Annotated in this window: 8 protein-coding genes and 1 pseudogene; 6 read left to right on the top strand and 3 right to left on the bottom strand. The window is 36.8% G+C overall.

The window, feature by feature from the left end; translation table 11 throughout:
• The first annotated feature begins 481 nt into the window (after window positions 1–481).
• Window positions 482–3,163 (top strand): DEAD/DEAH box helicase, encoded by a 2,682-nt coding sequence (locus H0V01_06540; GenBank protein MBA2583029.1) that lies wholly within the window; start codon window positions 482–484, stop codon window positions 3,161–3,163.
• On the opposite strand, the gene H0V01_06535 is transcribed toward H0V01_06540, so the two are convergent.
• The 3 genes and pseudogenes from H0V01_06535 to H0V01_06525 all read right to left on the bottom strand — a co-directional run bounded on the left by H0V01_06535 (window position 3,138) and on the right by H0V01_06525 (window position 7,602).
• On the bottom strand, window positions 3,138–6,098 hold the full coding sequence (locus tag H0V01_06535; GenBank protein ID MBA2583028.1) for a UvrD-helicase domain-containing protein: 2,961 nt from the start codon (window positions 6,096–6,098) through the stop codon (window positions 3,138–3,140). The two genes, H0V01_06540 and H0V01_06535, sit on opposite strands and share 26 nt — an antisense overlap.
• Window positions 6,099–6,556: 458 nt before the next feature.
• A pseudogene (locus H0V01_06530) lies at window positions 6,557–7,153 on the bottom strand (mobile mystery protein B).
• Window positions 7,144–7,602, bottom strand: a complete 459-nt coding sequence (locus H0V01_06525; GenBank protein ID MBA2583027.1) for a mobile mystery protein A — start codon at window positions 7,600–7,602, stop codon at window positions 7,144–7,146. The pseudogene H0V01_06530 and the gene H0V01_06525 overlap by 10 nt, the downstream one beginning before the upstream one ends.
• A 373-nt stretch (window positions 7,603–7,975) precedes the next feature.
• Here H0V01_06525 and H0V01_06520 point away from each other — a divergent pair, with 373 nt between their 5' ends.
• The 5 genes from H0V01_06520 to H0V01_06500 all read left to right on the top strand — a co-directional run.
• Window positions 7,976–9,439 (top strand): PAS domain-containing sensor histidine kinase, encoded by a 1,464-nt coding sequence (locus H0V01_06520; protein MBA2583026.1) that lies wholly within the window; start codon window positions 7,976–7,978, stop codon window positions 9,437–9,439.
• 254 nt (window positions 9,440–9,693) lie between these two features.
• A complete protein-coding gene (kaiC, locus tag H0V01_06515) occupies window positions 9,694–11,160 on the top strand; it encodes a circadian clock protein KaiC (protein ID MBA2583025.1) in 1,467 nt (488 codons plus the stop codon).
• Window positions 11,161–11,165: 5 nt separating this feature from the next.
• Entirely contained in the window at window positions 11,166–11,504 is a 339-nt protein-coding gene (locus H0V01_06510) for a circadian clock protein KaiB (protein ID MBA2583024.1), read from the top strand.
• Between the two features lie 4 nt (window positions 11,505–11,508).
• Window positions 11,509–13,248 carry a PAS domain-containing sensor histidine kinase gene (locus H0V01_06505; protein ID MBA2583023.1) on the top strand — a complete coding sequence of 580 codons (1,740 nt, stop codon included), beginning with the start codon at window positions 11,509–11,511 and terminating at the stop codon, window positions 13,246–13,248.
• Window positions 13,249–13,498: 250 nt separating this feature from the next.
• The coding region (locus H0V01_06500; protein MBA2583022.1) for a transposase at window positions 13,499–13,689 on the top strand (191 nt) is incomplete at its 3' end.

The raw sequence follows: 13,689 nt of genomic DNA, 5'->3' as shown, positions 1-13,689 counted from the left end.
CTTAGTGTGGAACCTATCCGGTAACTTTTAGTTATCCTTGCAGCATGCCAAACTTCTTTTGCCGTATTAAATCCCGTTTTAAAATAGTAAATATTTGAAATCACTGTTGTCCGGGGAAATATATGAGATTCCTCCCTACGGTCGGAATGACAGTCTTTTCAAGTCTTTTGTGAGAGGGAGGGGTTAAGATGCGGCAAAGCCGCATCTTAACCCCTCCCTCTCATTGATATAACTGAATCCCTTGTCATTCCGAATGGAGCGAAGAGAAATGAGGAATCTCTATCCTTTTCCCGGACAACAGTGATTTGAAATTAAAACTTTACCAAGCAGCACCAATACCCTGCTTATTGGAAATATGGAATTTTGTGTGAACTTATTGTTAAGACCTTTTACTATTTTGTTAAAAACTCATCCTTATGATACATCTATTTTTCACTAATCTGAATTAAATTTGCTTGCTTAAATCAAATTCCCTTAATACATGTCATTTAAAAAATTAATATCAAAAAAAATCCGGCTTATACAAAGCGATAATACCATCAAAGAGGCAGAATTGCTCAATGGGCAAAAACTATTTAATAATGGCGATTGTCAAATTCTTTCGCAATCTGCCATAAAATTTGATTTTTTGGTTTCTGACAATGGAAAAAATGCCAATGTCAGCTTAAAAATTGAGGATGCCGGTGAAATTAAACCATTCCGCGAAAACAAGATGCAGGAAGATTGGGATAAATACGCTGTTTCAGCCCTTTTTAAGTTAAACGAAGAGCTTTCCCTTCTTGATTCCGGGGAGGAAATATTGCACAAGAAATATTCCAGAGAAGGCATGAAAAAAAGGGTGTTGGAAGAAAGAAAAGATAAGGCGTTGAAAGCAAAATACAGGATCAAATGGGCTGATAATATTTATGGCGACCATATACTTACCAATGAAAATGGGTTGAAGTATAAAATTTTCCTTCGTGATTTTAAAAATGAAACCGGTTATAGCGACAGTTGGGATTCACGGGTAAATAAACTAGGAACCACCAAACATATCATGTTCGCATTTGATCAGCTTAAATCAGACAGGAAATTGTTCAGTAAACTAAGCAAAGATTTTCCTTTTATTGAAATTTTTCTTGATCCACTCAACGACAATAGAATCAGCTGGTATTATCCTGGTCGTGTCAATGATGAAACAGTTTCGTTTTTGTCAAAATATTTTGGCACAAATAATTTTATTGAAGATAAGGATGTATTGCAGTTCGCCCCTTTTGTGAGTGAAGCGGAAAGTATAGATGATATTTTTATAAGGCCTGAAGTGATTGAAAGGATAGGGCATTTGTACGAAAATGATTCTCTTTCAAAAATAAACAGGCAAATCACACTTGATTTTTCAAAAATCAAGGCTGAGCTATTCCAATACCAAAAGGAAGGTGTGGAGTTTTCCACCTTCCGTAAAGCTGCCATCATTGCCGATGAAATGGGTCTGGGAAAAACGATCCAGGCCATAAGTACGGCAATTTTCAAAAAAGAAATTTTCGGTTTTACAAAAACGCTTATTGTATGTCCGGCCTCTTTAAAAGACCAATGGAAAAAGGAAATTGAGAAGTTTACAGACCAAACGGCCTTGATCGTTGAAGGTTTGCCCGATGAAAGGGAAAAGCAATATAAGCAGGCAAAGGAATATTTTCTGATCGTTAATTACGAAACCGTTTTAAGGGATAAGCAGGCGATTAACAATACAAACATTGATTTTCTGATATTGGATGAAGCACAGAAAATAAAAAATTTCGCCACCAAAACTGCGGCATCCATCAAGGATATTGACAAAAAACACGCATTGGTCATAACAGGTACCCCCATAGAAAATAAGTTGATCGACCTTTTTTCAATTGTAAGTGTACTGGATCCTCACTTTTTTGGGCCTTTGTGGGAATTTTCCTGGAAACACTGCCTTTTTGATCCCGAAAAGATCAACAAGATCAATGGCTATTATAACCTTCAACAACTCAATGAAAAGGTTAGGCCCATACTCCTTCGCAGGGAAAAACAAAAAGTACTGAGCCAGTTGCCAAATGTCAGCCACATAGATATTCCGGTGAATATGCACCCTGAACAGGAAAATTATCATGCATCCTATGCAAAGGGAGTGGCGCAAATCATACGCAAGAAGTTCCTTACCCCTTTTGATCTGCAAAAATTGCAGTTGTTGTTGACCAGCATGAGAATGGTTTGCGATTCCACTTTTCTGATTGACAAAGAAACCAATCATTCACCCAAGCTCCAGGAACTGGAATATATTTTACTTGAAAAACTGGATTTGAAAAACAACAATCGTAAGGTTATTATCTTTTCAGAATGGATATTGATGCACAAGTTATTCGGGGAAATGCTCAGGAAAAACAATATCGGGTTTGTTGAATTAAATGGAAAAGTCCCTGTGAAAACACGGGGGGAGCTGATTAGGAAATTTGAAAAGGACGATGACTGCCGGATATTCCTCTCTACCGAAGCCGGCGGGGCAGGACTGAACCTTCAGGCTGCCGACACGGTCATTAACTTTGAACTTCCATGGAACCCTGCCAAAAAAAATCAAAGGATTGGCAGGATTGACCGCTTGGGCCAAAAAAACAAGCACCTGACGGTAATTAACCTGATCACTAAAAATTCCATTGAAACTAGAATTGCATCGGGTTTGCTGGTGAAGCAGAACCTTTTCGACAGCGTGCTAAACAGCGGTGCTAAAACCGATTTTGTAGATTTTTCTGAAAAAGGCCGTTCCCAATTTTTGAAGGACCTGGAAAATATGATAGCCGAGCAGGAAAAGATTCCTGCCTCCTTTGATTATGATGAGGGAGTGCAAACAGAAGAGGTGGAAGGAAATGAATCCCAAACCGAATTGTTTTCTGAAAATGATGCTGATGAGGATAAAATTACTCCGCTCTCAACAGCCGATTTGGAAGACCCTATTAAACAAGAAGAAGTAAAAATACAGCAGGAATCCAATGCCGTTAAGTTCGCTCAAATGGAAGAAGTAATGAATAAAGGGATGGGATTTCTTTCCGGCTTATACAAAATGAGTACCGGCAAAGATTTAGGGACGGAGAACCAAAAAATTGAGATCGACCATAAAACAGGTGAGGTAACCATGAAATTTAAACTGCCGGGGTTTTCCCAATAATATCAGGGGAAAGGTAGCTTTTATTCTTTTTTTCGATAGCTTTTTTCATTTCGGTTCTTACTGTAGCCAACTGCTTCTGACATTGGGCGATGCTGTCGTTTATTGATTTCGTGTGAAATTCAGAATGATAATAAGAGTTTCGTTTACGGCTTAGTGTTATTATGGCCTCTTCATACTTTTTAACTTCCTCTCTTAAAGTGAAAAGAAAGTTATCTCTTGTAATCCTGTCAGTTTTCATCAGTTCGTAAATATTCAGCCAGGAATCATCAATAAATATTTCTAAGTTTGTATTAAGAACATAATTTCCGCGTTCCACCCTCTTATAAAGTTTCCGGTTGTCCGGGGATTTCCGGTCAACCTCGTTTTTTGAAAGATGGGCGCTCAGGTATGCCCTTTTCTTGCGGTAATCATATAAGATGTTTTCAGGGAACAAAATGAATTTTTCAAGAAAATCATCCACTTTCATACCCTTGTTTTCATAAAAATTCTTTTTTAAGATCACCGATGACTGAACCGCAATCAAAAAATTAAGGACAAAATAATCAATCGTGTGGTTATTGATCTTAATGAGCCGGTCATCAACTTTTATTTTAATATTATCGGTTACAACCAGGGGGTAAATCATCCCGATTCTGGTTGCAATGTATTGAGTTGAAAAATAGCTCTGAAATATTGCCAGTTGAAGCACATTTCTGCCAAAATTATCCCTATGGTTTGTGTTAGCCCCTGCCTCAAGCAATTCTTTAACAATTTTGTCCGAGCCTGCCATTACCGATGCCATTAAAGAAGTAAGGTTGAATACATCGCGATAGTCAACCCCATATTTATTGACTTCATTCATCACTGCTTTCACATTATTGCTCAGATAATTTGTGTAATTTTTCCTGAACACCGAATTCCGTTCCTCACTAAACTTTTCCGCACGCTTGTATCCCGACTGTTCCAACAAAAAAGCCGTTTCATCATCATCATAAAGCAAAACAAAATCAAATAACCTGTCTTTGGCTTTTTTGTTAAAGTTTTCAGCACTCAGAGCCTCTTTTTTCAGTTGATCAATATTTTCGAGCGTGAGAGGGACCCAGGGAGTTTTCTGAATTGATCCTAAAATGGTGTTTCTAATGGCATCCGCCTGTTCAGTTTTTCCCTGCTGCTCTAGCCTTGCCGCTTCTTTGTTCCATTCTTCCTTAGTTGAAGCCTTTACTTTCAGGTTTATTTGCTCCTGCACGTTTGTAAGCCCAAGAATATCGTACAGCCTGTGTTTTGGGGAGGCTTCCAAAAGGTATAGGTTCTGTACCGAACGCGTAATGGCGACATACATTGAGTTGATGTAAAACTTGTAAACATCCAGCGACTTATCGGTTTTATCTTTTGCCCGCGAAAAATTAATTTCATCCGGATCAATAATTTGTTTATCCATTCCTTCAGTAATATCCCGGAATTCTTTATCGTAATTGCTTACAAAATTAACAAGCACGACATTTTCATATTCAAGCCCTTTGGCTTCATGAATGGAAAAAAGCAATGGAGTACGGAATATTTTCCGGGCCTCTGCTTTATCTTCATTTCGCATCACAATAATAGCAAACCGGGTACTTGATCTGGTTTTATCATCCAACTCCAAATGGTTTTTCCGGTTATCTGAAAGTAAATGTATTTCACCCCTGCGTGTTGAAACCGTGTTTACCAGATAGGTGCTCTCTTTATCAATGGAACCGAAACGCGCATTTTTAAGCTTAAGGAGCTTGTTGGCAATATCCGTTACTTGAGGGGAATTGCGATAATTGGTATGAAGGATTTTTATGGTGTCGTAAGCAAGATTTTTATTTTTATAGAATAGTGATTTTATGTTTGCCCATGAAAAAAAATTCGGATGAACAATCTGGTTTGAATCGCCACAAAGAATGAATTGCCCTTGTTTTTTGAGTGATTTTAAAATAAGGTTCAATTGTACCGGGGTAATGTCCTGGATTTCGTCAATAACTATAAAATCATATCGCGAATGGCAAAACTGTAACCATTGGTGTGAAATAATATTCAGATCATAATAATTATGCTCCTTCAGAAAAGAGAGGTATTTTTCGAAAAGGAAATATACCTGTTCACGCTCTTCTTTAAGAAAAACAGACTGCCGGACGCCCAGGGCCAGGTATTCCTCCCTGCTTAAATATTCCCGATCCACCTGCAGCCCCGTGATGACCCCACCGAACTCCTCGAAGAGCTTATGTGCATCTTTAATTTTTACTGTATTGCGATGCCGGAGAAACCATCCCTCAAAGGTTCTGAAATCGATCTCTTTCCCCGTAAGTATCCGGAATGTTTCCAGGAACTCTTTGTAGGAGAGAAAATCAACATCCTGATCTTCATTTTCATAGTTCTCCGCATAATACAATTTGATTGAATTTTGCACCAAAAAGGAAGAAAGGGTGATATACAGGATATCTCCCCTCAGGGCTTTTATCTTTTCCAGTGTCAGCACAGTTTTACCGCTTCCAGCCGAACCTATGATAATTGCAGGTGTTTGCATTGAAAAAAAATCCTGCTGTTGATCGTCAAAACTGATGATCTTATCAAGGTAATGAAACTTTGTACCGGCTGGGTGCAGGTATGGCAATTCAACTACATCGGTGTTGTTTTCAGAAGAGACCACCTTGATCAGGCGGTTTTCATCTATCCGTTTGCCACGTAGAAACCTGGATGCGGAATATTCATGATTATAAATTGCTTCGAGCAGCATTATGCAGGTTTCCGTATTATGACGCCCAAGTTGGAATAACAGACGGTTGGCATAATCCAGCTTTAAGCGATACAATCCGTATTCGGGGATTTTCTTTATATCCAATGCGGCAAAATTCCCTTCTTCCAGTAATTTAAAAATTCTGGTGTGTTTTTTATAGAGCGTGGTGTAATCGAGTCCGTGTAAGTATAAAACCTTCATGGTAAAAACCTATTATCATTAAAACTTAAAAATATGCAATAAAATAACGAATATTTTTATAGGAAAGGAAATGATTGTTGAAACCTTGTGTCGTTTTGTTGAAAACTCATTCTGTAAAAAGCAGAAACCTGGATCTTGGCCTATAGCAAGCATATATATACCGCTCACACATCCAATATAGTCTAATTTCATCTGAAAATAATTTGTTTATAAGAGGCCAGATGGTGTTCGTCCCGAAAGTCGGGACTCCTTTCATTGTGCTATTTTCATGTAGGCCCGGCATTAACCATTGTAAAATTTATATTTTAGTTTGGACTAAAATATAAATACAATTGGTATAACATAGCTACTCCCTGTTCCTTAAAGGCATAAGGCAAATACCTTATTCCTCCTCTACCTTTTGAGGTTTCATTTTGCAACATCAAACTATCAAACTCATCTTTGGCAAAAGGTATGAGTTATAACCGGGCAAAAGCCAGCAGCAAACTGTAGTCGTCATTGTCGGCCGTTTTTACTGCTTTAAGGTAGTCTGCCCTGGCATCACCCTCGCTGGAAAGGTTGGCAGCACCCCAATTGAAAACAGGCTGCTTGTATATTTTTTCTATAATGATGTCGGCCATTAACCGGCTGTGCCGCCCGTTGCCATTTGGGAAGCAATGAATACTAACGATGCGGTGTTTAAACCGAACGGCAATTTCTTCGGGTGGGTAGGTGTTATGCTCAGCCCAGTAAATCACATCATCCAACAAAGTTTTTAACTCCGTTGGTATTTGCCATTTATCAACCCCAATATTTTTATTGGTTTTCCTGAACTCACCTGTCCATGCCCAAACCTGGTTTTACATTCTTTTATGAACATCCCGTATAAAGGCTTCGGTGAAAACATCCGGCTGCTTAAAGTTCCGGGTTAGGGTCCATTGCAGGGCCTGTTCAATATTCTGTTGCTCAAATTCATCTAACTCGCCACGGGTGGCAAGGGTAGGAATGAGCAGCCCGTCTTTTTCATCTTCGTTTAAGGGAGTTTGTCCATCTATGTAGTCTAAATCTAATCCCATAAGATTTTAGGCATTTCGTTTACAATTTCAGCCGTCCTTTCTTTGATGGCTTTTTTAATTCGCTTTATGGAATTGGCCTGGTCTTCGAGTTTCATGGTATTGGCAGTGCGGAGGACTATTTTGGTTGCCAATTCAGTTGCCCGTTTTTCTATCATAGCCTCCAATGAGCCATCTTTGGGCACAAAGCCGTACACCAATTCCATATCTAATGCGTTGGCGGCATCTCTCAAGGTTTTTAGGGTGATTGAGCCGTCTTTTTCCCTGCGTTCAATATCCTGAAGGCTTTGTTTGGTGATGGAGATTTTATTGCCTAATTGCTTCAAGGACATGCCTAAAGCAGTGCGTACTGCTTTTATCCATCCGGTGGGAGGTGGCGTTATTTTCTTCATTGTCGCTACTACCAGCATTTTGCTGTGGAGTTGCTGTATCTGTAATGATTTCTTTCTCATGATCGTAAGTTTATATGCTGACTAAACAAGTGCAAATGTAAGGATATAAACTGACAAATAAAAGTAAATAGTAAGCCCATAGACTGACAAAATAAGTATCACCAACAAGAATTAATACAAGTTTTTATTTGAATAACTACGAGTATCACAGCAGCTATAGGGGAGATCTTTTGAGCGGAAATGCTGTTGAGTCCTGATGTTATCACTAATACCGATACGGTATCTGTAATAGACCAAAAGCATGGCCTATAACAGCTACTCTATCGGCATTATACAGGAATTCCAGTAAACTGAAACATATTTAGTAATGGTATAAAAGGAGCCATTTTTATTATTATTAATATTGATTATCTTTAAATTAAAAGATAAATTAATGAATCATTCCGATAATGAAATTTCGAATCAGGTTGTTTTTGACAAGTCACCATTGCCTATAATTATTATTCAATTAAAGGATTTGAAGTTTTTGGAAGTTAATCCTAAAGCAGTGCAACAATTTGGTTACAGCAAGCAAGAATTCCTGCAATTAAACTTTAAAGACATAGTTTACCCTGAAGATTGTGATAAAGCAGAACAAGCAATAAAAAAAATAAAATCAGGCCAGGATGTGAAGATTTCCTATAGAAACATAAAAAAGAACAAAGATATTATAGAGGTTTGTGTGGTGGCCACGCTAATAAAATATAAAAATGTTACCGCAATCCTTAAAATTGCTACCGATGTTACCGAGATAAACAAAGCAGAGGCGCTAATTGACCGCCAAAAATTTTACTTTGATGAACTATTCAATGCTACTCCATTTGCTGTATCACTTTCCGATTTAAATGACAACATAATTAAAATCAATAAAAGTTTTACAAATCTTTTTCAATTTAATGAAGAGGAGGCTTGTGGGAAGAAGTTAAGTATTATAATACCCAAAGAAAAGAAGGATAAATATAAGGAGACCTTTCACAAACTAGAGTATTCAAATTTTACCCAGATAGAAACGATACGCCAAAGAAAAGACAAAAAAATAATTGATGTGCTGTTGGTTAATTATCCTCATGTTTCCAATGATATTTTAATTGGTTATTACTGCTTATACATTGATATTTCAGAAAAAAAGCAAGCGGAGAAACAATTGTTGGATTACAATTATGAACTGGAAAAAACAAATTCTGAACTTGACCATTTTGTTTATAGCATTTCCCATGATTTAAGGGCACCACTTACCAATATTATGGGGCTATTAAATATTATAGGTATGGAAAAGGACCTGGACCAGCAAAAAATTTTAATTGATAAGGCCAGGAACGCTATAAATAAATTAGATGATTTTATTAAAATAATTCTTGATTATTCATGGAATACAAGGCTTGAAATAAAATTTACACATATTGATTTTGAGGAACTTATTGCAGAGGCATGGGAAAATTACTCTTATTTAGAAGGGACAAAAAAAATCAAACTGGATATACGATTGCAACAAGAAGTTCCATTTATTTCTGATAAAGGACGCATTTCTATCATTTTAAACAATGTGATTTCAAATGCACTGATTTACTGTAATCCTGCTGAAATAAACTCCTGCATTGAAATTGAAATTATAGTTGACAAAGAATTTGCGCACATTGTTATTAAGGATAATGGCATAGGCATTGAAAAAAAACACCATAAAAAAGTATTTGAAATGTTTTTCAGGGCTTCACAAGTAAGCTCTGGCTCTGGCCTTGGCTTATATATAGTTAAAGATGTAGTAGCCAAATTAGGTGGAAATATTAAACTGAAATCTGAATTAGATAAAGGAACTGCAATTTTAATTGATTTACCCAACCAGAAGCTCATTTTGAAATAATTTTTAAAAAGTATGGCTCTATATGATTTGTAATGGGTAAACATATCAAGGGCAACAATATCTAATAGCACGTCATTGCGAGGAACGAAGCAATCTTAAATTAATACATGGAGATTGCTTCGGTGAAAAACCTCGCAATGACGGCATAATAAAATTTGTAGAAACTGAAAGTCTTGCACTGAAAGTGCATAGTTTCAACTAACGAACTGTAACAAGAACCAAAAGCATTTTAATGACAAATACCATTAAAAACCATGAAAAAAACGACCAAGCCTTTTAAATTCCCAAAATCCCCAACTGGCATTCTGGGACTGGATGATATTACAACCGGGGGGCTGCCCCAAAACCGCCCTACGCTCCTTTTGGGCAATACAGGATGCGGGAAAACCATTATGTCCATGGAATTTCTTGTAAAAGGAATCACCCTGTTTAATGAGCCCGGTGTGTTCATTTCCTTTGAGGAAAAAACAGAGGAGTTGATCCTGAATGTCAAATCCATGGGTTTTGATATTGAAACACATCTTGCCAATAATAAAATATACATGGAACATATAAAAATCAACCAAAGGGATGAAACTACGGAAACAGGTAAATATGACCTTGAAGGCCTGTTTGTAAGGATCGGGCAAGCAATTGACAAAGTAAAAGCCAAGCGCGTAGTGCTTGATTCTATGGATACCCTGTTTTACGGTATTGATTATTTGGTACTCCGATCAGAATTTAAAAGGCTTTTTGGCTGGCTGAAAGAAAAAAAAGTAACTGCGATAATTACAGGGGAAATTGGAGACAACTTTCTTACCCGCCATGGTTTGGAGGAATTTGTAGCTGACTGCGTAATAATGCTGGATAACCGTGTGGAGAATCAGGTTACTTCCAGAAGATTACGGGTAGTTAAATACCGTGGTTCCATTCATGGCAACAATGAGTATCCATTTTTTATTGAAGAAAAAGGAATCACGGTGCTTCCTATAATAAGTGAACCGCTGATTCAACAAATAAGTTCAAAAATAATTTCAACAGGCATTAAGGACCTGGACGAAATACTGGATAAAAAAGGCTACTACGTTGGAAGCAGCACGCTTATATCAGGAACTGCCGGCACAGGCAAAACAAGCGTTGCTACCGCATTCGCAATTAATGTTTGTAAAGATAAGAAACACTGCATTTTTTGCGCTTTTGAAGAATCCCCAGACCAGATAATCAGGAATATGCAATCTGTCGGATTAGATTTAAATCCAGCTATTAAATCGGGCTTCCTTCATTTTTATTCATCACGGCCTACCATACAGAACCTTGAATTGCATTTTATTTCTGTTAAAAATATGGTGAAAGAATTTAAACCCTTCGCTATTATTCTTGACCCCATCACCAATTTAATGTCTGAAGGCCCCAATAGTGGCATAAGGCTGATGCTCACCAGGTTCGTGGATTTTTTAAAATCTGAAGGGATAACGGTAATCTATACAGCGGCAATTACCGAGAAGTTGATAGAACATAATCCAAGCGATGAAGGAATCTCACCCATGGTAGATACCTGGTTTATGGTTGAGGACGCTGAGGTGGAGGCAGAACGCAGAAGAACCTTCGTAATCATGAAAGCGCGTGGCATGGGACACTCCAGAAAGGTGATGTATTTTAATATTTCAAGTGAAGGAATTAAATTAAAGGAAATTCCAAAAGGAGATGCTGCGAAAAGAAAAGATACACGTGGAAAAAACTGATAAATATGTCAAAAAAAATACCGGATAATACCAAAAACAAAAAAGAAGCTGATGATAAAGCTGAGGAAAAGTATATGCTTCGGTTATTTATTACTGGCATTCTTCCAAACTCTGTACGTGCAGTTATAAATGTTAAGAAAATCTGTGAAAAATATTTAAAAGACAGGTATGAATTAGAAATCATAGATATTTACCAGCAACCGGAATTGGCATTTTCAGAAGATATAATCGCAATTCCCACTTTGATCAAAAAATTCCCTTTGCCGACTAAAAAAATGATAGGGGATTTATCGGATACTAAAAAGGTACTTGATGGCCTGGGTTTAAACAATAAAAATATTTAAATCTATGGAAAAGAGTTTAAAAGACCTTATAGCGGAAACAGAAAATCTGAACATAGAAAATAAAAATCTTAAGCAGCAATTGCATGAAGTCCTGGAGTCTGTTGAATCAGAAAATATTGATGCCTTAGTTGTTGCCGATAAAAAAAAGCTTAGGATTTTAAGAGAGGAAACAGCTGATGAAATCTACCGCTTATTAATTGAGAAAATGAATGAAGGCGCGGTTACACTTAATGAAGATGGACTTATCATTTATTGCAATTTCTGTTTTGCAAGTATGCTGAATTTGCCTCTGGAGAAGGTAATAGGAAATTTTTTCCATGATTTTATTGACAAATTTTCCAAAACAAACTTTAATGATTTGCTCAAGCAAGCTCAAAAAAACATCGTAAAGCAGGAGCTGTTCTTAAATACTGCCAAAGGAAAGCTTACACCTGTGCAGATTTCTGTAAATATTTTACCCGTTGAAGATGTTTTTACTTTAAGTGTTATTGTTACAGACCTTACGCTTATTAATAAAAAGCAGGAGGAGATAAAAACACAAAAGAAGCTGCTTGAGGAAGCAGAGAAAATAGCAGAAATTGGAAGCTGGACAGTAGATTTAAAGACCAATAAAGTAACACGCTCCAATGGACTATATTTAATCTATGAATGGATCCCTGCAAATAAAATCGGAAATTTTTCTCCATTTGAATTGATTCATCAAAGTGACTTGGAAGCATCAAAAATAATTTTTGACACCGCAGTTAAGGAAAAAGGATCATTTGATACTTATACGTGTATAAATACCCCACCCGACAACCGGGAGAAAACACTTCATATAAAGGGTAAAGTAATTTCCAAAGAAGGTGAGGCCACCCAGCTTATAGGCACTACCCAGGATATAACAATTCTAAAGCAGGCAGAACAGGAACTTAGGAATAGCAATAAAGAATTAACCCAAGCCCAGGAAAAAATAACTAAGCTCAACCAGAAATTAGAATCTAAAGTTATTACCCGCACCAGGGAGCTGGAACTGGCCTATGAGCGGCTACAAGAATATAATTTCGAGCTGGAAGAGGTCAATAAGTCAAAAGACAGGTTTATATCTATTATCTCACACGACCTGAGAAATCCTGTATCAGCTATCAATTCCTCTTCTGATATTATAATGAACAACTTTGAAGGCCTGCAAAAAGACGAAATCAGAAACTTCTCCAAAATAATCAATTCCTCCTCAAAAAAAATTGTTGAACAACTCAACGAGCTGGTTGAATGGTCGAAGCAGAAATCAAAAAAAATAAATTTCAATCCAAAGGGGTTGAATTTATACGATTTTGTTGAGTTTTCCCTTGAATTGATCCAATCCATTGCAGACAAAAAAAACATCAGGATTTCCAATAATATTGAGCATCATATCCAGGTGAATGCCGACCCATTGCTGCTGAGGTCCATATTTCAGAACCTCATTACCAATTCTATAAAATTCACCCCGGAGAAAGGTGAAATTAAACTAGACGCAACTGAAAGCAAATCAATGGTAGAGATTTCCATTAAAGACACCGGAATTGGCATGAAAGAAGAAACTCAAAGCACATTATTTAGTGAAGCAGAAATGGCAAAAGCAGCTACCAAAATAGAAAAAGGCAGTGGATTAGGCTTAATTTTGGTAAAAGATTTTGTACAAAAGCACAAAGGTAAAATTTGGGTAAAAAGCAAACCCGGAAAAGGATGTACTTTTTACTTTACCTTGCCAACTGCGGAGTGATTTTCTAAATTCAAATTTTTTTCATCCCAAAAGATGAAAAAATCAAAATCCCGAAGGGATGAAATTATTATAGATGAAATAATTATATTATGAAATGATTATAAAAAACATAACCACAAAACAAAAAAACCCGAAGGTGTGAAAAAATTAAAATCCCGAAGGGATGAAATTATTATAAAGATTATAAAAAACATAACCACAAAACAAAAAACCCCGAAGGGGTGACATTATTATTATTGGACACAACAATATGCCAGGTACATTTTCACAATTATACATTCAAGTTGTTTTCGCTGTAAAATTCAGAGAAAATCTTATTGCAAAATCATGGAAAGATGATTTGCATAAATACATTTCAGGCATCATTACAAATAAAGAGCAAAAATCAATTATTGTTAATGGAATGCCCGACCATATACATGTCTTTATTGGATTGAGCCC

The organism is Bacteroidota bacterium (assembly GCA_013696965.1).
In the GTDB taxonomy this organism is placed as follows: domain Bacteria; phylum Bacteroidota; class Bacteroidia; order JACCXN01; family JACCXN01; genus JACCXN01.
Note: the sequence above shows the minus strand (reverse complement) of the source record. Positions and strands in the feature narration are given on the sequence as shown.

Coding starts and splice junctions, on each gene's coding strand:
- H0V01_06525 (MBA2583027.1), bottom strand. CDS start 7,602: ATGAGAAAGAAATCATTACAGATACAGCAACTCCACAGCAAAATGCTG.
- H0V01_06510 (MBA2583024.1), top strand. CDS start 11,166: ATGTCAAAAAAAATACCGGATAATACCAAAAACAAAAAAGAAGCTGAT.
- H0V01_06535 (MBA2583028.1), bottom strand. CDS start 6,098: ATGAAGGTTTTATACTTACACGGACTCGATTACACCACGCTCTATAAA.
- H0V01_06540 (MBA2583029.1), top strand. CDS start 482: ATGTCATTTAAAAAATTAATATCAAAAAAAATCCGGCTTATACAAAGC.
- kaiC (MBA2583025.1), top strand. CDS start 9,694: ATGAAAAAAACGACCAAGCCTTTTAAATTCCCAAAATCCCCAACTGGC.
- H0V01_06505 (MBA2583023.1), top strand. CDS start 11,509: ATGGAAAAGAGTTTAAAAGACCTTATAGCGGAAACAGAAAATCTGAAC.
- H0V01_06520 (MBA2583026.1), top strand. CDS start 7,976: ATGAATCATTCCGATAATGAAATTTCGAATCAGGTTGTTTTTGACAAG.